Here is a 24,928-nt window from a genome sequence, read left to right as displayed (position 1 = left end):
TTAATTAAATTACTCCAACCTCACCAGAAATTAATCTTTCAACAATAGAGTTATGAATAATTCCAATAAATGTTTTATAATTTTCCGCATTTACCTCTATTACTTTGCGCTCATTACAAAAAGATACTTGATTAGTTTCAGGCAACCTTTTTACAGCTTTCTGGATTTTGTTTATATCGAAATCTGTACCAGTTTCATCAAATTTAGAGAGCCTTACCGTAGTTCTTTTGCTATTTAATATAGCTTTTTCTATATTTTCGTATTTCTCAAATTCTACAGAGTATTTTTCTGTTCCAACTTTGAATTCCTTTCCTTTAAACTTCAAAAGATTCTTTTGTGCAACCGTTTTTTTCTGTTCAAAAGTACCTAACATCATCTCAAAATCAATGTTATTAAATACATAAAGACAATTCTTATCCTTATTAAATTGAGCGCAAACAGTTGTAGGGACAGTAACTCCTGCTCCTATATCATAAACAACACTTTTATTTCCTGTACTTGATCCTGTAGGAATTCTCATAATTGTTTTTGGCCTAACAAGTCCTCTTGACTGGATAGGTAAAAACAATAAATCCTTAGTTGACTCTAAAATTAAAAATTTGAATTTATCTTTATCTAAGTCTATATTCTTTCTGTATTTTTTGTTGTTACTAATCGGAATTGTATCACCATATGCACCTAACTTATCGGGTATTAGTATATGATCTGCAAAATCATCCAAAAAATGATTCTCACCCATTTCATCCAAACGGATATAATACCCATCATCAAACAATAACGACTCACTTGAATACTTTTTTAAATCTCCTATATTTAAAAGTTCAGAAATATTCTCCAAATGATTAACTATTCTATCTCTATCTTTTTGACCCATGTACAGTAATTGCAATCTATCTAGCCTACTATTCCTATTCATCCCAATCCATGCATTAAAATAATTCATTTTCTATTCTCCTCAGCAATTAAATATGTATTACAAAATTCAGAATCACCTAAACTGACAATCATCGTTGAGCTTTCAGATGTTTTTAATCTCTCATTTAAAGTTAAAATATACTTCCCGTCATCTAACTCATAAATATCCACCTTTGCTAACATTAATACTATATTCGGAAATACATTGGAACTTCTAGTTGTTAAAATAAATATTAAGACTTGCAAAATTACAAATATAACCAGTGTCTCTTTCGTATGTCCATCAATAACCAAAACTGAAGGTAAGATAGTTCCCATTAAAAATGCAACGACATCGCCGTTTTTTTTAACAATTTGTCTTTTATTTTTAATCGTTAGCTTTAAATTAAGTCCACTCTTCTCCTTATATCTTTTATTCAATAGCTTTTTTAAACAAAACAACATACATACTGATATTAATAAGAATGTACCAATAACCCAGTAGCTCGTCGCATCATCACCTGCTTTCTGCTGCATTTGTACTTGCAATCCAAATAAAATATATGCCGGTGCCATTGCCGTTATAAAGTAAGTAAATTTGAATCTAAAACTAGTTCCTTCAAAAATTTGCACTCATCTCCTCTTGTTTTGATTTCACCATTTCTTTATCAAGTTGGGGCAGGCTCATACGCACGGGGATTCATTATCTCCAACTCATTTTGAACAATAAGCATAGAATGATTTTTCTTCCAAATGGCTACATCCCCAATAACATATAATCGGTATTTAGCCCTTGTCACTGCTACGTTTACAATATTTTCATTTACCCAGTTAACCGCTCCTTTAGCTGTCCCATCACAGCCCAGCAAGAATATTACTTCTTTTGCTTCTTTTCCTTGGAATTTATGCACAGTTCCACAATGGCTATTTAACCATGAATCCAATCCCACCTTACCGTATTTATTTAAAATAGGTGATTTTTGTGCTTCTCTTACAAATCCCCTGATTACTGATGTAAAAGGCGAGATAATATAAATATCTGCTTCTCCATTTTGTTTTCTAAAGGCTTCTTCGACAATTTCCACTGCTTTGTTGGCTTGTTCTGGCACATGATGATTTTTGTTACCTACTTCACTACCAGTAATAGAAAACCACATTGATTTTGACATAACCAATCCGCTTTTTATATTTTCTTTAGGTTTTGCCGTTTGAAAAAGCATTGTGTTGTCATATGATAATTTATTTGAAATAGTAAACATTGGATTTAAGCAACGTCGGTGAATGACTAACGGACAGCCAATCCACTGTTTTTCACTTTGATTATTTGATGATAAATAGCTCCCAATATAATTCAAACTGTCAGCAAAACTTTGTACTGAAATCAATTTCCCTTTGTACCATGAGAGCTCTTCTCTCGCAAACAGTTCCATTAAAAGTCGTATATCGTCTGTCACAATCGGTTCTACTTGTTTAGGATCACCTACAACTATAGCTTTTTTAAACCTCCAAAGTGCACCGACTGCCATTTGAGGAGTTGCTTGCCCAGCTTCATCTATAATTAATTGTCCTAAACTATCAGGTTCATCAATATCAGCTAAAAAGCGGCTTACTGAAGCAAACGTTGTTGATATAACTGGTGTTACAAGAAAGAGGGTATTTAAAAGCGCCTTAAAAGAGGACTTCCTATCTCTAGCAGAAAAATGGCAAAATTCTTCATCAGTATTTTTCTTAAAACCCCATAAATAACTTAAATTCACTAGATTTGCTTTCACATTTTTTGAAGACAGGACAAAGTGTTTATTTACTTGTAATGCTAAATAAAATAGTTTCTCTCTTTCTCTATCGTATTGCTTTGTTGTCCATGGATTTGAGAGTTGTGCCTCTAACTGAACTGTTACATTTTGCTCATGAAGTTTGTTAAAAAACTCATTATCTAATAACACAGTTCCATTATTTTCTAAGTTTTTCAAAGCTTGCATACTCTCCACTTCAACAATCTCTGCATCCTTCTTAAGTTTTATCAGCTCAGTTCGGTTCCATTGAATTTGGTGTGTAGACAAGTTAATCTCACGTTGACAATCTATGCATTTATTTTCTAAAAAAGATTTACGTTGTTCTAGTTCATTTACCTTCTTTTTTTGATTGCTAATAATTCCACTTTGCTGCCGTTCAGCTACAATTGCCAGCTTTTCATTTTCGCTTATAGCAAATAGCTCCACCTTCAAGTTCTCTATTTCCAATAAACGCTGACTTTTCACAAATTTTTGCAATAAAATCTCTCTAAGCTTTCTTTTATCCTCTAATTTGATTATTTCATGTGTAATTTCACTTTTTCTTCTTTCAAAGACATTTGTTTCTGCCTTTAAGGAAATCAATTTGCTCTTTTCCCTTTCAAATTGAAAACTAGCTTGCTTTAATTCTGAGGCAAATTGGTTTATTTCTTGTTTGGATTTTATGTCTTCTCTTTTCCAATATTCAATTTTGTTAAGCTGCTTACTAATTTTGTCATAGATATGTTTACTTTTATGATCTATCTCTCTCAATTTGATTATTTTATTTTCATTAATTTTTGTATTCTCATGTAGTATTTGTTGTAACTCTTGAACTTTTTGATATTGGTTTTTGAATTTTCTCTTAGCAATTTCAAAGTCTTTTTGAAGTTTCTTTGTATCATCTTTATGACTAATTATTGGCATCATTACTTGATAATAATAATTTGCTAAGTTTGCTCGTTTTCCGAGAGGTGCTGAAATAATCCCCCACTCGTCTAAAATTTCCTTATCTTCCAGTTTATCATTGTTGTGTTTTAAAAGGTGTGCAAGCAAAGTGAAATAAACGTCTTTTCTTTTTACTAATCCCCGGTTAACTTTATTATCTCTATCCCGCCTACTTATATTAAAAGAAAGTACAGATTGCTGCTTGTGTTGGTCAAATAAACTTTTAATTTCAGCAGTTTCCTCTGACTCAATACCATTCATCAATTCCTTGTAATCTGGTAATTCTTTAGTAATATTTTCAACAGCTGCATTATTGGATGAAGTGACTAACATGCTAAAATCATTTATGTTACTATTTTTCAAATCATAATAACGGCTATAAAACTTATCATAGGAATTAAATCTTTTCCCTCCATCTCGAAAAGATAAAGTTTCAAAGGCATCATCAGCTTTTTTATACTCAGTAAAAAGTGCCGCTCTCTCCACCACATTGTGCGCTATCAATTCTTTAAGTAAGGTTGTTTTACCAGTTCCTGGAGGGCCATTAACAGAGAATATTTTTTCTTTATTCTGCAGATAAGCATTTATCGCTACTTGTTGCATTAAAACTGGTGAATATTTAGAAGGCCATTTCCCCTTAGGACTTTTCAACGGATCTAAAATACTATATAGAAGGTTATCATCTTGCCTGATATTTCTTCGATTTTGTTCTAGATTTTTTTGTTTTCCTTCTTCGTAAAGCGAGGTTACATAATTTATAAAATCACTATTGCCTCCCTCTATTTTTAATTTATTTAACACCATCTCAAAATCACTTTGAAAAAATCCCAACATAAGTTCACTGTGGTCTTCCAAAGTTTCATCGTACTTATCAAATTCTTCTTGATTCTTAAAACATGTATAGATCAGCTTATTGCAATATGCTGCATAATTGTTTTTATTTGCATGTATATAGTTGTTTACAAAGCACTTTAGAATATAATTATATATATCTTCTAATATATCGGTGGTAATTTCATTTTCATTTTCGTCTTCAGAGAAAAATTTTGCTTCAATTATAGCAATTGTTTTATAATATTCTTCCAGCTTCAGCTTGGTTTTAAGTTTATCAGGATAATAACAACAAATCGTCATTCCCCATAACAGAGGAGATAACCGAAGTGAACCTTTGATGTATTTTCCTTCCGCATTAACTTTTAAAGCATACATAGCAATTTTTTCTGGATTATTTTCAACTGTATCTCTATCCTTAAATTTTTGATAAAGTGTATCGATAATTACTTTTCTTTCCATTCGGCCAACTAAAATATGAAAGTTGGTACTAGTAATTGGTAATTGTTCATTTAGCTTTTCATTAGCTTGAATTTTTTCTTTAATAGTTTGTTGACTTGTAATTTCTTCAAATACAGTCAACTTGTTTTGGTTTATTTCTTCTGGCGTTGATATTTGGATTTTCCTTTCATCTTTACTTTGAACTGGAAAAGCTTTCTGATTCAAAAATTCTATCAATCGCCAAAATTCAATAATCTCCATGGCTTTTAGCTCTAGTTTTTTCATGTCTGTCCCCTACCTTATGTTTGAATTCATCTCGTTAAAGCTTTATTTTTCTCTATTTACACATTATTCAACTCAAAATAATCATTATCAATTCGGAATATCGTATACTGATTCTCAGCTTCCACTCCTACTTTATATTCAAGCATTAATTCTGTTAATTGAATCCCGTCGATTAACACTATCCCTTGATTTGTAGCGAATTCTTTTGCTCCATTTGTGTAGCTGGATGTTGTAATAAATACACCTCTATCTGCCCTCACACTTGCTAACGCGCCATAAAATGATTGTACGTCAGCACGGTTTATTTTATTATCTTCTTTGTATCTTTTAGCTTGAAGATATACTGTACTTGTACCAAGTGGATCCTGATTAATAATCCCGTCGATCCCACCATCATTGGATCGACTAGTTACTTTAGCACTTCCTCCCTCCCCGCTGTATCCCATTCTGCTAAGTAAATCAACAACAAGTTGCTCGAAAAAATAAGGATTACTATTTCGAATTTTATCTAGCAACTCAATCGAAACTTCATTGTTCAAATTGTCAATAATGTTCCCAACTTCTTTTTTAGGATTTTCTTTTTCAATATCTTCACTAACATTTGTCGAAATTCCTTTGCGCTCATTTCTAATTGACAACTCTTTAATATAATTAATATAATCTGGTTCTGCTTCCAACATTTTTTTAGTTAGTTTATCACCTTTCATTTTTAACAAATATTTACCCGACGCTGTTATTTGGTAAATCCCTCTTTTAGGACGACACAATGCTCCCGCTTTATAAAGTTCACTTAATGCAAAACTAAAGCGATTAGCAAGTATAAAATCATTTGTTTCTGGATAGATGACCATTTTAATTTCCGCTGGGATATTTAAGTACTCATATACTCTATTTCTAATCGTGTTAATTGTTGCCTCTTCCCCGTTTTTTAACACTTCTAAAATATATGGAATGATGGAATCAAATGTTGGCAGACCGTTTGCTGACTGCTTTAATTTTGTCCAGTCTTTATTCATGTTAAGACCCGCTTTCTCTGTTATTATTAGTTTCTCTGGTCTTATTCCAATCAATTATACTTTTGTCTTGTCTCCGCAATCCATTCAGGCATTTTTTCTCGTAGTTTTATGTTATGTTCTAATTGATTTTCAGCAACTTTATTTTCTGCCAGTTCATATTCTACACTACCAATTAAATCCTCAAAATAAGGGATAATTTCTGGCTGGGTTTCAGAATAGCTCATGACAGACTTAGCTAGTAACGCTTCTTGATTTACGATTCCCCATTCTTTGGCAAAGGTTTGAATAACTACCTGCTCTTGCTCTTTCTTCCAAGCCTCAAAAGCGTCATCAAAAGTGATAGTACTCGTTATTTTCCCTGGGATTAGCTCCTGTTCTACAAAGTCTTTTAATAACATCGCCTGAGTGTGTTCCCCTCTATTACTAAGTTCTTGAATATCTTCATAAATAAGACGTAATGTTTCTTTATCTGCAAATTGCGTCGTACCACTTGAATCTACTTTCGAATCAATTAAGCTTAAAATATGTGCTGCATCAATTTTTTGGTTACGGGATAACTTTGTTTTTCCAGGAAGTGGCTCACTAATCGATTCCTCCGATATAGTTTGATCTTCTTTCGTCAAATTATTGTAGGCTCCCACGTAAAGTAGCCATGTATGTTCATCTATGCCAAAAGTGGCTTCATTCCATGTATACTCATAGTACTGTTCTACCGTTCTCCACTGTATCGCTGCATCTTTAAACGCTTTTAGAAATGCTTGTTTTCCTGTTTCGTCATTCTCAAGCGTGGCCCATGCAGTTGGGTCGGATAATGTTAAGGTCATTTCATTCAATTTTATCTTTAACTTTTCAACAGCCGTTTCATATAAATCCACGATGGCTAAACTGCTTTTTCCACCACTTCCATATAATTTTAACGCATTATTTACATCTTCTTCTGTCATTCTTGGATATTGGAAATTTACGATACTGCCAAACTCTTTTCTTTTATCAAGTACTCTATTGGTGCGTGAATAAGCTTGAATTAAGCCTTGAAGTTTTAAATAACGATCTACATACAAGGTGTTAAGGTATTTAGAATCATAGCCTGTTAACAACTGATCTGCGACAATGATTAAATCAATATTTTTCTCATTTCGACCACTACCACCACGAGTTGCCCTTTCTACGACATCTTCAAAATAGGCAGTCTCTCCATGTTTTTTATCACCTGCTACAAACTCGATACCCGTGAATTCTGCATAATCGTTGAACATTTTCTTGATAATTTCTGGAGCTACATTATCGGGATCATTTTCACTGCCAAAACTGAATGTCATCGCTATATTTATTTTTTTATCACTTGATTGTTGTTGCTTTTTAAATTCATTATAATAGGCAATTACTCTCTTTTTGTAGGCAACTGTGAGTATTGCATTAAATGTCTGGGCTTGTGATTGCGTCTCCCAGTTAGTAAGGATTTCTTCGACGACTCTTGGGATATGTGTATCATCGTGATAAGCAAGTAGACCTTTGTTAACTGCTGCTTTTTCTACTTCTAGCTCTGAATATTGATACACTAATCGATTTGTTTCTTTGACGCCTAAATCTGGTTTTTCTAATAGCATTCGCTCAATGAGTTTATCACGTAATGCATCATAATTTTCAAATTCACCTGTATTAATATAATCCACATTAAAGCCTAATACATTCCCATCTGCAATCGCTTCATCAATTGTATATTTATGTAATTCTTTTCCAAATAATTTTTCCGTTGTGTTAATTAATTCACTTTTATGATTAACTTTCCCTTTTACTTCATTTTCGTCAAAAAGCGGTGTTCCTGTAAATCCATAGAATAAGCCATTTTTCTTAAAATATTTTTTGATAGTCCCTATCATCTGTCCCATGGTTGTGCGGTGGGCTTCATCAATAATAAATACGAATTTCTTGTCTGCTAAACTGTGATCATGTGCCTCTTCCAATTGCCCTACTAAGCTGTTCAATTTGAATGTAGTAGTCACGATAATACCCGCTTTAGAAGATTTAAGCTCTTTTTTTAAATGAGATGTGTACTCTGTATCATCTACTGAAACAGATTCAAAAGCAGCATAGGATTTAAAATTTGCAGTGGTTCTACTATCCAGTTCACGTCTATCAACCAGAAAGACTACTTTGTTAAAACTAGCGCGCGTTGACAGAAAAAGGGCTGTTTTAAAACTTGTAATAGTCTTTCCAGAACCTGTGGTATGCCAAACAAACCCGCCATGTGGGATTTTATCTTCTTGATCCCAGCCAAATGCCGCGCCCTCGACTGCTTGAAGCGCATACACTTGGTATGGGCGCATAAGCATATGTCGTTTATTTTCTTCTTCTTTTGCTTCATCAATAATCAAATAATCCCCAACCATTTGATGCGCCATAGGAATCATAAGAAAATTGGCAACGATTTGCTTCCAGTTATTCATTGGCTTATTATTTTTGTCTGACCAGTGAAAAACAAAACTCTGATTAAAATCTTTTATTGATTTCGGAGTAGCAAAATAGCGCGTTTCTATCTCTGTTGTCATTACCATCATCTGTGAAAACGCCATAAAATTATTGGTATATTCCCCGTTCCGGTAATAACGCTTGAATTGTTCAAACGCTTCATCCAAAGGCTTATTAGCACGTTTTTGTTCTACATTAATTAAAGGTAATCCATTAATTAATAAAATAATATCAAATCTATTTGTTTTGTCTTTTTCATCGGTCATTGGCGCCTCAACTTCACGCGCTATTTTGTAACTCGACTCACCGCCACGAACCTCGGCTTTTTTGAAAATAGTTAAAGTTATTTGTTTTCTTGTCACTTTCGGATTATCATCTCGATAAATTCCGTCAATCTTCCCTTTGCCTTCTTCAATAGCTAGGAGTTTTGCGGCGTCATAGCTGTTTTTTATTTTGTTTACTTTCGACATTACTTGTTTAAATTCGCCATCAGTCAGAGGAACTCCTTCTAGTTGATCAGCGTTAAGCCGGTTGAGTTCTCCTCGCCAGTGATTAATTAAATCATTCACGGTTACTTTTTGTTTATTTCCATCTAAAAAATCTGGTGCATCCCACTTATAATTTTGAAGTCCTTTCACAAAATTCTCTTGAAAAGCTTTTTCGGATGCTTTTTTTATCGTGTGTCCCATGATTCATCCCCCGTTCTAAATGAACATTTCGTTTAAGTATGCTTTTTTGATGTTTTGTAATTTTTGTAGTTTGCGTTGGTGGAGAGTGATAGTGTTGTCTAGTTGTTTGAAAAAGGATCCAAGTTTAGCTTGCTCAACGGATTTTGGAATACTTATTTTAAATACATCTAGAAAATCTTTTTGAACATGCGGTATATTTGGAGTACGATAATTATTATAAATATTTTCTTGGTTATACTTCAAAAATTGATAAACAAATTGTTCATTTATACTTGTTCTATATCCTTTTAGTGTAGAGCCTAATGCACCTTTAAATCCGATGTAAACCGTTCCTGCTTTTGAACCATCCCACAATATTAGTATATCAGTTTCCACGACATCCTCGTGACCATCAGTCAAAAATGCTTTACCTCCATTCAAGGTGAAGGTATCCAAATATGCCACAGTGCCCTTAGATAACTTTTCTAATTGTGCCTTCCCCTTTATTTGCTTGTCTATCAAGTCCCCTAACTTATACTGTTCCCAATCATCAGTAAATCCTGCAAATCGGCGTTTCGGTTTACTTTCTCCTTCTGCTGGAAACATTTCTGACAGATAAGCAGTTTTTAATGCTTTTATTTTTTCTAACTTACGTTGATGAAGAGCGATAGTGTTGTCGAGTTGTTTGAAAAAACCGCCTATTTCTTTTTGCTCATTGATACTTGGAATGTTGATTTCAGTTTCCAAAATATTTTTATTATATAGTCGTTTGATTGTTGTCCCTTCAACACCACTCCACTTCACGATGAAGTAAAATTGCTTTAAAAACAAATTATAGAGTTGTTTATCATGCTTTAACCACACAATATTGGAATCTTGATAATATGCTTCCTCGCCATTATATTCAACTGTCCTCCCAATACTTCCAGAAGCAGAAATCAAGATATCCCCAGTCTCTGGATAGGGATATTTCAATTTATAATCTTCAAATTTTTCCCGAGTAATATAAGAATCTGCTTTACCTCCAAATGTACCTATTTTATAAAAAGGAATATCTCCTTTATCGGCAGTTTCCTCTTTGAAAATCCTTCTATTCATAACAACAGAACCTAAATCACCCAACTTACGCTGTTCCCAATCATTAGCATTACTAAATTCCTCAAACCTTCGTTTAGGCGCATTCTTTTTACTATCCGACATCTACCTCACCACCAGTTCACTCATCAATTTTTCTAATTCCGCTTCTAATTTTGTACTCTCTTCATCAAGATCATCCAGTGTTTCTGCATAGCGCTTATGCAGCTGTTCTAGAATATTTAATTCCTTTTTAAGCGGTAATTCAATTAGCTTCACTAAATCATTTACAGTTTTGCCAAACCATTTCTCAAATACTAATTCATCAATTTCTTCATCGGTTAAAACAAGAATCCGCTCATATACAGCTTCTTTTAGTTCACTCTCTTTAGTTTTGATTTCTTTGCCTAATCCCGACTTCTCTGCTATTAACCCATCTACTTGTTTCAACAACGCATAAGAAGAGCTTTCTTTCGCTATTTTTTTCAGTTCTACTTTGACTGTTTTGCTTTCAAATGAATCTTGTGGTTCGCCCTCAGTATTTTTCTTTAATGACTCATATAAGGCGACATTTTCATCACTATCTTCCACTTTAGCTGCTTCTACCAACTCACTAATTTCTGCTTCAACGGCAGCCAAACGAGCTTTTTTATCTTCAATGACTTGGAGTTCTTCACTATATAAGTGTTTCGCAATTAATTCATTAGGTACAATTGCGCCAATCCACCCGTCCTGTTCTTCTCGTTTCTTATTTCCGCTGCCTTTAGTTACCATATTAGCTTCACGTGTCCGACCGATTGTATAGAAACCACCACCCGCTATAAGCTCAGCATCATGTGTTAAGTCTTTTTTCCACACTTCTGCAATAATTTGGTATCCATCATACACATCTATTCCATCGAAAGAGGAGAGTAATTCTTTAATACCGACTAACATTTCCTCCATTAATGGATTGACATCTAAAATATTATTAACCTCATGTAATTTCTTCCAATAGTTCTCAATGAAAACTTGGGATTTTTCTCGTATTAAATCTGATTTAGCGATAATGTTTTTATCAGTTAGTACTTCTTTCGTTAGTTCATCCATCGGTTTTTCTAATTGAACATATCCGTCACGAATCGACTTGAGTGAACTATCCAACACATTTTTTACCGTTATCTGTAGTGTTTTTAGTTCGTCAATGTTTGCTTGCGGAATACCGCCGTATAAATGAGCATCCACATCGTGAGGAATTTCTTCATCAATTGCTTCTACATATCTTGGAATATTCATATTGTACTCATTTTCGATAATTTCTTCTCTACTAGCTAAATGACTATATCCAGTCTTTTCAGCGCGTTCAACATATGTATCCACAATTCTCGCAATGTCTTTTTCTTGTAGTACATTTTGTTTACCCACTTTAATAAAGTTTCGCGAAGCATCTATTACAAGAACAGGATCACTAATTGCTCGATTCTTTTTCAAAATTAAAACACATACTGGGATTCCTGTATTTGTAAATAAATTCCCGGGTAGTCCAATAATTGTATCAATATAATTTTTGTTCAGTAGTCGCTTGCGGATTTCGCCCTCTGTTCCTCCGCGGAATAACACCCCATGAGGCAATACAATAGCCATCGTTCCAGTTTGCCCTAAATGATAGAGCCCATGCAAAAGAAAAGCAAAGTCTCCTTTTGAATCTGGTGGTAGTACACCTGCTACTTCAAATCGAGGATCACTTACTTTTAAACTAGATTTATTCCAGTTTGCTAGTGAATAGGGCGGATTCATCACAACTGCATCGAATAACACTCCCTCAGCTGGACGACTTGGATCTTCTGGCCAGTCTTCCGATAAAGTGTCGCCATTTTTCACACTCATTTTCTCAGGCCGTACCCCGTGAAGCAATAAATTCATTCGCGTTAAGTTATATGTAGCCGTGTTTTTTTCTTGTCCATAATAGTTTAAATCTTTTTGGACTTCTTCTTTTAAATGTTTTTTTACCGTTAGTAATAATGAGCCTGAGCCAACTGTCGGATCATAAATAGAAGTAATATTAGAATTTTTAGCCGCAATCTGTGCCATAACTTCACTCACCTGTCTAGGTGTATAGAATTCCCCGGCTTTTTTTCCGGATTCCATGGCAAATTGACCAATTAAATACTCATACGCGTCACCAAGAACATCGCCCTTTTGCAAAGCGACCATGTTAAGGTCTTGAAACAACTCAATTAGCGCTTTTATATTTTTACTACGTTCATTTAAATTACTACCTAACGCAGTATCTGTTAAGTCAATAGTGGAACTTGAAAACAAACCTTGAAAATCATCTGAATCACCTGAAACAGCAATTGTTCGCTCGAAATTGTTTAAACTATCAATTACTTTTTGAACCTCAAACTCACCTATCGAAATATCGTTCAACCATGTTTGATATAGATATTCCGGTAGCACAAAATAACCTAAAACACCTTGAATCATTTTATCTAAACTCTCACCATAATCAGCTCTTGCTTTTGCATATTCTTCCACTAGTTCTGATTCAGACAACTGACCACAATTACTATTTGATTTAAATGTTTCCAATGTCTTATCACTTAAAAACTTATAAAACATCAGTCCCAGCATGTAATCTTTATACCGACTCGCATCCATAGAACCACGAAGTTCATTCGCTCCGTCCCATAGTCTACGCTTAATTTCTTCAGATGTAATCATTAATAATCCCCCTGCTACGTTTATGTTGTCTTTATTTTTATAGGAAAGACCCTATCTATTATGATTTTTTACACTATCCTTTAAAATTGAATATATGTATCTATTTTCTTTATCTACCTAATTATATTTTACCATCTTTCTGTCATTAATCGCCACCTTAAAACAAATACTTCTCACACTTTAAAGGAATTTTAAAGCGATTACCATTTTCTATATTTGAAAGAGAAGTTTTTGGCCTTGAATTGTCAAGTCAAGTGCAACATGGTATCAAAGAAAACTTCATACGGTGTTTTCCAACCCAAGCATTTTCGTGGTCTTGTATTTAATTCATAAATCGAATCACTAATTTCTTGATGCGAGTATTTCGTCATATCTTCGTTTTTTGGAAAATATTCTCGTAATAAACCATTGGTGTTTTCATTTGTACCACGTTGCCAAGGGGCATGAGGATCAGCAAAATAGAATGGAAGTTCATTAAGCGCAGCGCTAACTTCGGCGTGCTTCGCAAATTCTTTGCCTTTATCCAGAGTAACTGTTTTCACTTTATGTTCAGGCAATCGCTGAAACATATCAATTAACTTTCGACTGATAGAAAGATCATAGGTTCTTTTTAGTGTGATTTGTATTCTTCTTGCTCCATATCTGCCTTTATGTTCAAAGAAAATATTTCGAATGTATTCGCTAAACACAGCATTTTCTATTTCTAGATTGGACGGACTCCGATTTAAAAAGACATAATAGCCAGAACATGAAACACCTACGTAGTAACAAAGTCGTTTGATTGAAGCTTTCCCTTTTAAATGCTTTTTAATACAAGCATAGACTAGTGATGGTTTCGCTCCAGAAAAACTCGGAACTTTTATAGAACTTCCATTTCCAGGAAAGGCACTATTTCCGTATTTTCCATACTCCGACACCCATCTATAGAGCATGTTTTCATGTACTTCTAACTACTTGGAGACAAAACGAACTGGATGTTTTTCCTTTACTATAAGGCTGACTGCTTGGAATTTAAATTCTTTAGAGTAGTTCTGTCTTTTCATGATGGACTCCTTTTCTCAAATTCGCTTATTTTTATTGCCCACTCTAGTATAACCATTCCACATCCAATAGAATAAAGAGAAATAAACAATACCACCTAAACTAGTTACTATTCCAAAAACAATAAATAGCATTGAATAGCCAAAATAGGTGTAAATCGACGCACCTATTGGACTTCCAACTGAATCGCCTATCAAAAATGCTGATTGAAGCAGCCCTAAATAAATAGCTAATTCCTTTTTTGGTAACATCTCATATTCCATAATCTCTTTTAATATGAAAAATCCTGCTGTTCCTATAGAAAGTAAGTAGATAATACTAATAATCACGATGGAACTTACATCGACTAAACCTGTGGCAATGAATAAACCACCTATTATTAATTCACAAATAAGAAAAGTAATTTGTGGTCTTGCAGAAAAAAGTTTATGTTGAAAAATAAAACTAGCGCCTATCTTTATCAGTCCATATCCACTTATGATTAAACTAGTTATACTCGTACTATAACCAAGATCAGAGACTATAACAGGGAGCAGTGGTTCAACTAACGAAATAGATACCCCTAACAAAATCACGCAACCATATAAAATAATAGCAACCTTCTTATCTGTCGGAAACAACGCAAATAATTTATCCTTTTTAAAGACTCTTTGGGCAGGAAAATTTCGCACTAATAGTGTTATAAAAAGCAATAAAGAGCTAATTACGAGTATGCTGATATAAGCGATTGCCGCATCATTGTATAAGGACAAAAATAGGCCAGCACACAATGTTGCCAATGTTAACGAGATTTGCATAATGGTATATCTCGATGAAACTATAAATGATTTATCTTCTACCGCTTCATCCGTTAATTTATAAATCCAAGTCCTCACAATGAGTAATACGGTCGCTGCACCTATGCCTGAAATCACTCCTGATATTATAGGAATAAGAATCGGCCCCGTGATAGTTCGTAGTAACATTCCTACCACATAAATAGGGATGAATATCCGCATTGCCGTTTTTAAAGTTAACTTGCTTATCCAGTTGCTTAATAAAAATGAGCATGCACCTGCAATCGCCATTGCCGAATAAGACAATGAGTAATTAACTAGATCCCCTGATTTTTCAAACCATAGAACCTGCGCAAATTTGGATAATCCCATACAAAAATAAAAAATAAACAGAAAAAATAAGAGCGATTTATATTTTTTGACTCTCATGATTGCAAGCCACTCTCAGAAAAATTTATTACCATTTGGATCTCATTTCCTGAAAATTTCCGATATAAGCTACAATTCTTCCTTGCGTGATTTGTTTTTTGAAATGCTTTTATTTGATTTTCCGTTTGTTTTTTCTTTGACTTGATACGCATACCATATATCCCTCTCATTTCTCATAAATTAATACTTTTTTTGAATGGCATTGGGTTTGAACTCTTTAAAAATATACGAATCTTGTAAATTATTTTTATAGAAAATTCATATTAATTGTGATTATTTACACAATATATTAAAATTGAATATATTAATATATTTTCTTTTTTCAAACTAATTAATATATTCTTACCATATATACTAATTATCATTTTATCTTTGTTAAATTATAAATGCAATGTTCAAAAGTAGCATTTGACTATATCAAACTTCTTTAGAAAGGACTGAACAATGTTAAAAAATAAAAATTTCAAATATTTATGGTTAGGACGTTTAATTAGTAATGCAGGGGATAGCATTTACTATATTGTACTTTCTTGGTATATTTTAACAATTACTAACGATTCCTTCTGGGTTGGTATCGTTAATTTCGCTATTTTTATACCAAATATTTTTTCTTTTTTATTCGGTCATTGGATTGATACACATTCAAAGAAAAAATCGCTGATAGTATGCGAATTGGGACAGTTACTCGCTATTTCGCTTATGGTTGTCAGTTTATTATTAGATTTTCAAAACCCTGTACTACTATGTATTCTAGCTTTTCTAGCCGCTCTATTTAGCATGAATACATACACAATACAAGATGCAATGACGCCGTATATCGTAAAAAAGGAACAGCTAGCAACTGCACAGTCTTATATGTCTGTTGCATATAATGGAACGGAGTATTTATTTAATGCATTAACAGGGTTTCTTATTACTATTTTTTCAACAATTACCCTGCTAATCGCTAATGTGATAACTTTCATATTTGCCATATTCTCCTTTTCTAAAATTAAAGAGCCTGTAGAGAAAGATACTACCGAACCTGAACCTTTTTTAAAAAATGTATTTAAAGGTTTTACAGAACTACTCCATAACAAAACCATTTTATTAATTGCTATTGGTGGTGGTGTGGCGAATTTCATGTTTGGAGGACTGAATGTGTATCAAGTATTAATAGCTAACCAACAGGGAAGTGCTATTATACTCGGATTTTTAACTTCCGCTATGGCTATTGGAACATTAATTGGTTCTACTTTTCTAGCAACTCTTTTACTAAAGTTTATAAAAATTGGAAAAGTATTAACTTTAGCTACCGTCTTGTATGGACTTACTATGTTAATAAGTGCGTATTTTGTAAATTCTTTTTTTATTATTTTCATTTGGGGAATTGCAAGTACTTTCTTAGGAGTAATACATGTTGTTCAAAAACCTTTTTTCCAAGTATTAATTCCTAAAAAGCACTTAGGTAAAGTTTTTAGTGCGCTTTTCAGTGTAAGCGTGGCCACCCTACCTATAGGCTCATTGTTATTCGGATATTTAGGTAGCCAAAGCTTAAGCAGCCTTACATTTCTTCTGATATTTGGCGGAGTCTATATGGTTATTGGCATTATTTATTTCTTAAACAAAGAAATTTTCAAATTCAGTATGTCAGAGGCTAAATAAAAACTTGTACTTTTCGCCATCATTTAGTATTTCTTATAGATTTTACGCATAAAAAAGGAAAGACCAATTTTAAATTATGTAAATCAAACACCTGTATTATATCCGTACAAAGCGGAATGAATACAGGCGTTTTTTGCTAACTATTATTTTTCATTTTGGAGTAAATTTCTAATGTTATGTGAGACGTTTATTTTACTGTTTTAGTTCTACGCATAAAGATGAATAGTCCACCTAGCATAAGCACGCCTAATCCAACTAATAGACTACTTGATAATACATTATCTCCAGTTTTTGGTAGTGCTTTTTTCGCTGTGATAATCGTTTTATCTGGTGTGCTTATTTGTGTGTTTTTCATGCTTGCTTTATCCACTTTTGCTGTATTATTAGTGTTATCGGTACTTGTATTGTTATCATCTGGATCAACTGGTGTTGGTGTGACATTTTCATCAGCATTTTTTTCATATACATAAGTGACTGTTTGTGCTTGGTCGCTAAATGTACCTGATGCATTTGCTGGCGTTTCTTTGAGTGTCCAACCATCAATTGTTTTTGCTTCTGAAGTATAGTTTTCATCTACATTTCCACTTAAAGTTTCTACTGCTGCAAGTTCATTGCCATCTGCGTCTACATATTTCACAGTTACGTCGGCTCCTGCTTGCACTTCTGCTATTTTCTTAAATGGTACTTGTAAATTAACACTGCCACCGTTTTCTTCAAAAATGACCATTTTATTTAAGTTTGCTTGATATGCTGCTTCATCAAATTCATAGCCTTCAAAGTTTTCTGCAATAAAATCTAAATCAAATTTAGCTGGTGTCGCTCCAACAGCTGCTTCAAACCCAGATGCATCAATGGTTCCATTCATGTAGGCCATCATATTTTTCAGTACATCACTCCATAATTTATCTGTCGTTAATGTACCTTCTTTTAAATCATTGTAAGTTGCTCCTTCTACTAAGTCTCCAAATGTAACTGTGTCTGATGGTACGCCATCTGGATAGGCATAAGACAAGTCTAAACCTGATACAAGTTCTTGACGCTCACCATCTTCTGAAACAAATGAAATCCCAACTGTTCCTTTATTTACTTCATTTTTTGTATATGTGTAAGTAACTGTTTGATTAGTTTCGCCAAATTGACCATTTTGATTGCTCGGAAGTTTTGTTTCATCAAGAGTGTAGCCATCAATTGTTTTTGGTTCTGTTGTATATGCTGTGCTTACGTCCCCAGCCTGAGAAGTGTCCTCAGCAATTTTATTTCCATCTTGATCTACATATTTTACTGATATAGTTGATTGTGTGTTGACAGTGTATGAATAAACTCCACCATTACTTGCACCATCATAATATTCAAGACTAAAACTTCCGTTACCAGCTTTTGTTGGTGTTCCAGAAATTATTACGTCTGCATACTGATAATGTGTACCATCCTCACTTTTTGGCCCGTATATAACTTGATAATCCATACCATCCATGCCTGTTAAAACTACTTTTACATCAGTAATATAACTTCCCCATTCATTATTACTTAATGGATTATCTTGTAAATGAATTGACTTAGTCGCTGCTTCTCCTAATGTTAAATCTAAATCACTAGTAGACGTCAATAGTTTGTTGTTCATATATGTTACTGGTTTAGTAGTTTCTGTTTTGTTCTCCGTATTAGTTGTAGCGGCAAAAACCTGGAAAGGCGCTTGAACAACAATAGCAGTACCTAGTATAATTGCACCAATTTTACTTTTTTTCATTTTTTCGCACTCCTTTTCTGTTAAATTATTTCATGCGTAAATTACTTATAAAAAAGCTTTGATACCCCACTTTTCCTTAAAAATTTAAGTTTTTGTTACGAGATACTTATAAACTCGTACTACGGCGAGCTAAAAATCCCACTAAATTATTCATGAGTGCAGGAAATACTTCGACTATTTTAGAGCCAAAAAACAGCCATGAATAAAAAGAGTTCGGTTTTCTACACGAAAAAGACGGTTTTCTTCCAGTTCTTTTAGTTTGACTTGAAAGGTTCTTTTAGGAACATGAACATAAGAAATAAAATCTTCTCTAGTTATAAATGAAGGCAACTCATACCATTCCTTATATGTGGTTGATTTTATTAATAGCCCATCCTTACACAGACTAGAAACACTATTCTGTATTTTCAAAAAATGTTTTTCATGTATTTTGGAAAATTCAGTTATAAGCTTTTCTGTTAATGTAGCCATAGTTTCAATTAGCCATTCCAAAATAGAAGGTTTTTCATTTACTAATTTTTTAAATTCTTCTTGCGTAATTCGAATAATTTCTATATTGGTATCACAAACTAACTGATATTTCTGTGCCCCCTTTTGCAAAAAGCGAGCAGGCTCTAGCAAGTATTCTCCATTTAAGTAGGTAATAATTACTTTTTGATTGTTTAAATTTTCCAGATGTAAAACACCTGTTATAATCAATACAATTTGATTACACGTATGATTAAAAATAGTACCCGCTTGAAACGTTTCTATATTTTTTTCGATTCCACATAACTGTAATCCTTCTATTAAACTATTCTTTTTAGACAATGGATTATCACACTCCTAATTAAAAGTATTTCATACAAAACCTATCTCCCTTAACTTATCCCATTCATTATCAAATATATATCTGGATACTTGTGCATACGAAATTAAATTTTGTTTGGAAAAACATCGTGATAGCTGATTTTTGTCCATTCCTTCTTTTTCCATTACTTCATAAATATGCTCAATAGTTGTCTTCACACCCCATTCTTGAGTAAACTTAGTCACCTCAAAAGATGTTTTATGAAAAACTTCATTCATTTTAGTTAAAAGCCATTCCATATATTTGGGTTCTACTGTAGCATAGTTAAGAAAGTATTCTTTATTGATTAAAATAACCTTTGCTGATGTATCCGCTACAACTCGCCAACTATTTGATTCACTTTTCATAGCAGGTGGATAAATTATGTCATCGGACTGGATTACTATGAAGAATTGATACTTTTCATTTATCTTTACTTCAGAATGAAGAATTCCTTTTTCGACTATAACGATGTTTTTTTGTAAAAAATCTTTTGATATTTTCCTTCCTTTTTTCACATCCAAGCATTGCACCCAGCCATTTTTTAGTTTGAATAAATTCAATTGCCTAAGCATTTCCTCTTCCACGACATCCAATTGATCCCTCCTAATTTTAGACAATCACGTCCTAGTAATGGTTAATCCCATTCCCCTTGTTATGAAATCAAATAAAGTAGGAGTTTTTGCCTCATTTTGTGTATAAATACCACGTAACTTTATTATATTAACAGGTTAAACCTATAATGAATGTGTTATTTCTACGTTTTTTTATATTTTTTGTGAACATTATAATTTCTGCAACTTAAGTTAATGCAGATTTTTCACTAACAAAAATGCTTTATAAATCGTTAATACTAGTTTTTCGTTTTACACAAAAACATTAGAAAGCAAAAAAGCCTTCGAATATCGAAAGCTAGGACAAATTATATTTATTAATATGTATTTTAATTTCTGCAACAAGTTGAAAACGCTCGCGATTCCAAAGCGTTTAACAAGTCATTATTATATGTGGTTTTTGCTATTTTGATATTTGCTCAATCTATTGAAACCAATAGAAAAATTCATTCATTGCAATGCTTTTAAATTTAGTACGGTTATGCGGCTATTATCTAATTTGTCTTTTCTCCTCATCCGCTCCACTGCAAAAACAACGGAAAAAGTAAAAAAACAATATATCCCTGTCCTGAATCAATATTATCCACGCATGTTGAGAACGTCCAAGTAGCCCGCTCTGTGTCAATACTAAAAAGATTGGTAAAAATACAAGCACAAACAGCCTTCCTGAACCACAAACCAAACCAAAAATGCACCTCGAACCAGACTTGCTGCATCTCCAAACTCAATCATCACCATCGTCATTTGGCTTAATTCCGGATAAAAAATCCCAAGTATATAAGCTTAGTACACCGAGTAGAAAGAAATAAAAACCGTTTTTTAAAGAAGGATATTTGTATTCTCTTTTCGATTACCATGGATAACACCCTAAAAGCCGAAAAAAATCCATAATAAAAGATTCGAATCTGAATCAATCGTTTGCTTTTAACTTAGCAGTAACTTACAGTATGTACATTTTATATAAAAATCCCGTCTCACTTATGATACGGCTCCCCTCGCACAATCCGAAACGCCCGGTAAATTTGCTCCACCAACACGAGTCTCATCAACTGATGCGGTAACGTCAACCGACCAAACGAAATCTGCTCATCACTCCGCTTCAAAACCGCGTCACTCAGCCCAAGCGACCCGCCAATCACAAATGTCACCTTACTCCGGCCGTAAGTCGCCAGTTTATCCAAATCTGCCGCAAATTCCTCACTCGACTTCATCTTTCCATCTATCACAAGCGCAATCACATAAGCATCTTCAGGGATTTTCGCCAAAATCCGCGCACCTTCCTTATCTTTCACTTGCTTCATTTCCGCTTCGCTCAATACTTCTGGTGCTTTTTCGTCTGCAACTTCGACAATAGATACTTTTGCATAGGCGCTAAGACGCTTTAAGTATTCCGCAATTCCCTGCACTAAATATTTTTCTTTTAGTTTTCCAACCGTTACAACTTGAATGTTCATTTGCACTCCCCTTCCTCTTATCATTATTAGTACTCTTATGATACAACAATTGATGCCCCAAGCACTACCTAAAACTAATTTCTGCTTTTTAGTTCTTTTCTCATATAATATACACCGTTACAAAAAAATTACTCAAAGTACTTTTTCCACAAGTTATCCCCCCCTTATACACAAGTTATACACAAATATTATCCACATATCCACAGCATTACTCTCTATTTTGTGTCCGAACATATATTCCATACAATATATATACTGAGTAATTTCCACTATCCACAGGTTATCCACAAGTGCAGTTTAGTGCTACTTAAGCCCATTATTATTCTCTAAAATCGCGCTAAACGATTCTCCCACAGTAGTTCTCATATATTCTTTTTTTATTAAAATTGTTTTTTTTTTCACATTTCCGACATCTCATTTGATGGATTGTGGATAAACGGCTTTCTATCCACATTTTTCTTTTTTGCTCCTAATTTTTCACAAAAAATGCATTTTATTCAAAATTAAGTCTGCTTTTATTAATCAAATTATCAAAATTGTTCTTTTCCACAAGATATTCACTGCTTACACACAGGTTATCCACAGACCTTATCCACATATCCACAGGAAGCACCTATATTTAGTAGAAGAATTTATGTTCCCCACTATATCTATAATGGAAAAATTCACTATCCACAACTAAAAAAAGCGTATACTAAGACACATTTCTTTAAACCTCACTAATATACAATCCAATGCGTTATCTACCTTGAATAGTTGATCTTGATAAAATTCTTTTAGGTGCGCTTTTTGCGTGTTAGAGGCTTGCTTTTATAATTTCCCTTGCTCACTAAAGTTGTTTAGTCTCTATGTCTTTATCAAGGATAATCTTTTTCTAGTATTAAAAAAATGGATCTGATTCCTCCGCTTTAAGACGAATCAAATCCATTTTTTGATAACTAACATCCGCTTCTGTTTGTCATTGCGAATATCTTACAAGTCGGTTAATGTGGATGCTTAAATAAATCACTTCATCCGGAGGAATATCATATTTATACATTCTACTAATATATTCTCTCACTTTTTCAGCAATTTCCATCGCATAAGGATACAATATAGCCATTTGATTGTACAACTCGTTATCACAATCTTGTAAAAGTTGCTTAGAATAAAAGCGTTCTACAAAAAAACGTACATGCGTAATAAATCTTGTGTAGTGAATGGAAGACACATCAATATTTGTATTTAGGGAATATTTGACAACCGTTACTATAGAGCCAATCATCTTCGCATATTTAAAACTGTCATTAGGATCGTCCTCTGCTGACATGGCATTAATCAAATGAAATGCCATGTTGCTAGCTTCCTCTTTTGGTAGATTTACTGAAAATGTATTGTTTATGATGGTAAGTGCTTCTAAACCAATACTAAATTCTTGAGGATAGTAATTTTTTATCTCCCAGTATAATTTATTGGATAATATTTGTCCCTTATGCACTCTTTCAACAGCAAAGTGAATATGGTCAGTTAAAGTAAGATACAGGATACTATTTAGCTTTTTTTCTAACCTTTTTTCCGCTTGAATGACAATTTTTTTGGTGACCTCAAAATATTCAAATGGAATTTCATCAATCAATTCTGTAATATGTGCTGTTTTACTATTTTTTTCAAGAAATATTTTATCGACACTTTTATCATCGATGACATCTCCATGCTTTTTTCCAAATCCTATCCCTTTACCAAGCGCAATCATTTCAACACCATCTTTTTCAACTAACACGACACTTGTGTTCAATACTTTTTTTATTGATGGCAAGAGTTATCCCTCCTGTAGTTCTAAAATATCAATTAAAAATACACTGTCCATTTGTTTCGATAACAGATTTATACCAATAAAAGGAATCTTTTTTGTACCTATTATATGAGCCATTTCCTTCGTCATCTACATCCACATAAATAAATCCATAGCGTTTTGACATTTGTGATGTTCCTGCGCTTACTAAATCAATCGGTCCCCAGCTCGTATATCCTATAAGTTCCACCCCTTCTCCTATTGCTTCGTTCATTTGTTTAAAGTGTTCTTCAAAATATTTTATCCGGTAACTATCATGAACCGTATTTTCTACTAACTCATCTTTGGCTCCCATGCCATTTTCAACAATCATTAATGGCAATTCATATCTGTCATACAATTCTACAAGCGAAATTTTCAGCCCTTTTGGATCAATTTGCCAACCCCATTCAGTAGACGTAAGGTAAGGATTTTTGACACCTAAAACCGTATTACCTGGTGTTCTTTCAGCGTCTGGATTTGCTGATTCTGCCATTGACATATAATAACTAAAGGTAACAAAATCAACAGTATTTTCTTTTAATATTTTTAGATCATCTTTTTCAAATGTGATTTCGATGCCCCTTTTCTTCAAGTCTGTTAATATCATTTTAGGATACTCGCCAAAGACTTGAACATCTGCATAAAAATTGTTTTCTAGATTTTTCTTTAAAGTAAGTTCTACATCTAATGGGGCACAAGTTAGCGGATAAGTCATTAATTTTGTAACCATACAGCCAATTTGTGAATCTGGTATTTTTTCATGCGCTATTTTAGTTACTATCGCACTTGCCACAAATTGATGATGCAATGCTTGATAAATATTTTGCTCCTCTTCACCTGCTGCACATTTATCTTTGATTATTCCTGCTGTTGTAAAGGGATGGCGATGAATGCTATCAATTTCATTAAAAGTTAGCCAATACTTAACATATTTACCAAATCTGTCAAAACACACTTCCGAAAATCTTGTAAAACAAGAAATTACTCTTCTATCAACCCACCCATTATACTTAAGACTTAACGAAACGGGCATTTCATAATGAGACAACGTAACAATCGGTTTTATATTTAATCGCTCCATTTCTTTAAATAGCGACTCATAAAATTTTATACCATTTTCATTTGGCTCTAATTCTTCCCCTGTCGGAAATAACCTAGTCCAAGCTATCGATAACCTTAATGTCTTAAAACCCATTTCAGCAAATAAAGCTAAGTCTTCTTTGTATCTGTGATAAAAATCGACACCTCTTCTTTTAGGATAAAATTTGTCTGTTTTGTCGTTGATAGCTTCACTAATAGTTTTGCTATTAATTTCCATATGTGCTAAGAAATTTTTCACATCAAGATTAGGCTTATAACTAGCCATATCTGCTACAGATAGCCCTTTCCCACCAATATTCCACCCTCCTTCAATTTGATTTGCTGCTACTGCTCCGCCCCATAAAAAACCATCTGGAAAATTTGATAATGTCATTGTAATCCT

16 protein-coding genes and 1 pseudogene are annotated in these 24,928 nt (G+C 33.4%); 1 reads left to right on the top strand and 16 read right to left on the bottom strand.

Features of this window, described 5'->3' with window-relative positions:
* Window positions 1–4 precede the first annotated feature (4 nt).
* From HCJ50_RS01780 to HCJ50_RS01740, 9 genes are all read right to left on the bottom strand, one after another.
* A complete protein-coding gene (locus HCJ50_RS01780) occupies window positions 5–943 on the bottom strand; it encodes a hypothetical protein (RefSeq protein ID WP_185395457.1) in 939 nt (312 codons plus the stop codon).
* The gene (locus tag HCJ50_RS01775; RefSeq protein ID WP_185346758.1) at window positions 940–1,527 is read right to left on the bottom strand and encodes a hypothetical protein; all 588 of its coding nucleotides are present in this window, start codon (window positions 1,525–1,527) and stop codon (window positions 940–942) included. The genes HCJ50_RS01780 and HCJ50_RS01775 overlap by 4 nt, the downstream gene beginning before the upstream one ends.
* A gap of 35 nt (window positions 1,528–1,562) precedes the next feature.
* The gene (locus tag HCJ50_RS01770) at window positions 1,563–5,168 is read right to left on the bottom strand and encodes an AAA domain-containing protein (protein WP_185346760.1); all 3,606 of its coding nucleotides are present in this window, start codon (window positions 5,166–5,168) and stop codon (window positions 1,563–1,565) included.
* A gap of 56 nt (window positions 5,169–5,224) precedes the next feature.
* Window positions 5,225–6,184 (bottom strand): restriction endonuclease, encoded by a 960-nt coding sequence (locus HCJ50_RS01765; RefSeq protein ID WP_185346762.1) that lies wholly within the window; start codon window positions 6,182–6,184, stop codon window positions 5,225–5,227.
* Between the two features lie 50 nt (window positions 6,185–6,234).
* On the bottom strand, window positions 6,235–9,342 hold the full coding sequence (locus HCJ50_RS01760; protein ID WP_185346764.1) for a type I restriction endonuclease subunit R: 3,108 nt from the start codon (window positions 9,340–9,342) through the stop codon (window positions 6,235–6,237).
* A gap of 15 nt (window positions 9,343–9,357) precedes the next feature.
* Entirely contained in the window at window positions 9,358–10,521 is a 1,164-nt protein-coding gene (locus tag HCJ50_RS01755) for a restriction endonuclease subunit S (RefSeq protein WP_185346766.1), read from the bottom strand.
* Window positions 10,522–13,098 carry a type I restriction-modification system subunit M gene (locus tag HCJ50_RS01750; protein ID WP_185346767.1) on the bottom strand — a complete coding sequence of 859 codons (2,577 nt, stop codon included), beginning with the start codon at window positions 13,096–13,098 and terminating at the stop codon, window positions 10,522–10,524.
* Between the two features lie 245 nt (window positions 13,099–13,343).
* Window positions 13,344–14,030: an IS30 family transposase gene (locus tag HCJ50_RS01745; protein ID WP_185346769.1), complete on the bottom strand. Its 687-nt coding sequence runs from the start codon at window positions 14,028–14,030 to the stop codon at window positions 13,344–13,346.
* 126 nt (window positions 14,031–14,156) lie between these two features.
* Window positions 14,157–15,344, bottom strand: a complete 1,188-nt coding sequence (locus tag HCJ50_RS01740; protein WP_185346771.1) for an MFS transporter — start codon at window positions 15,342–15,344, stop codon at window positions 14,157–14,159.
* 444 nt (window positions 15,345–15,788) lie between these two features.
* Between HCJ50_RS01740 and HCJ50_RS01735 the strand changes: the two genes are divergently transcribed.
* Window positions 15,789–16,988: an MFS transporter gene (locus HCJ50_RS01735; RefSeq protein WP_185346773.1), complete on the top strand. Its 1,200-nt coding sequence runs from the start codon at window positions 15,789–15,791 to the stop codon at window positions 16,986–16,988.
* 187 nt (window positions 16,989–17,175) lie between these two features.
* Here the strand turns inward: HCJ50_RS01735 and HCJ50_RS01730 are convergent, their stop codons facing one another.
* The 7 genes and pseudogenes from HCJ50_RS01730 to HCJ50_RS01705 all read right to left on the bottom strand — a co-directional run bounded on the left by HCJ50_RS01730 (window position 17,176) and on the right by HCJ50_RS01705 (window position 24,919).
* Window positions 17,176–18,735 carry a MucBP domain-containing protein gene (locus tag HCJ50_RS01730; protein WP_185346775.1) on the bottom strand — a complete coding sequence of 520 codons (1,560 nt, stop codon included), beginning with the start codon at window positions 18,733–18,735 and terminating at the stop codon, window positions 17,176–17,178.
* A 174-nt stretch (window positions 18,736–18,909) separates the two neighbouring features.
* A complete protein-coding gene (locus tag HCJ50_RS01725; RefSeq protein WP_185346777.1) occupies window positions 18,910–19,545 on the bottom strand; it encodes a Crp/Fnr family transcriptional regulator in 636 nt (211 codons plus the stop codon).
* A 30-nt stretch (window positions 19,546–19,575) separates the two neighbouring features.
* Complete coding sequence (locus HCJ50_RS01720; protein WP_185346778.1) at window positions 19,576–20,160, bottom strand: hypothetical protein; 585 nt, start codon at window positions 20,158–20,160, stop codon at window positions 19,576–19,578.
* Between the two features lie 545 nt (window positions 20,161–20,705).
* Window positions 20,706–20,998, bottom strand: a pseudogene (locus tag HCJ50_RS15705) (DUF998 domain-containing protein); the annotation flags it as partial.
* 154 nt (window positions 20,999–21,152) lie between these two features.
* Window positions 21,153–21,632, bottom strand: coding sequence for a 23S rRNA (pseudouridine(1915)-N(3))-methyltransferase RlmH (rlmH, locus tag HCJ50_RS01715; protein WP_185346780.1), 480 nt, complete (start codon window positions 21,630–21,632; stop codon window positions 21,153–21,155).
* 958 nt (window positions 21,633–22,590) lie between these two features.
* Window positions 22,591–23,427, bottom strand: coding sequence for a PRD domain-containing protein (locus tag HCJ50_RS01710; RefSeq protein ID WP_185346787.1), 837 nt, complete (start codon window positions 23,425–23,427; stop codon window positions 22,591–22,593).
* A gap of 28 nt (window positions 23,428–23,455) precedes the next feature.
* Window positions 23,456–24,919 (bottom strand): glycoside hydrolase family 1 protein, encoded by a 1,464-nt coding sequence (locus HCJ50_RS01705; protein WP_185346789.1) that lies wholly within the window; start codon window positions 24,917–24,919, stop codon window positions 23,456–23,458.
* Window positions 24,920–24,928: the final 9 nt, after the last annotated feature.

Origin of the sequence: Listeria immobilis (assembly GCF_014322765.1) — a bacterium.
Taxonomy (GTDB): Bacteria; Bacillota; Bacilli; order Lactobacillales; family Listeriaceae; genus Listeria; species Listeria immobilis.
Note: the sequence above shows the minus strand (reverse complement) of the source record. Positions and strands in the feature narration are given on the sequence as shown.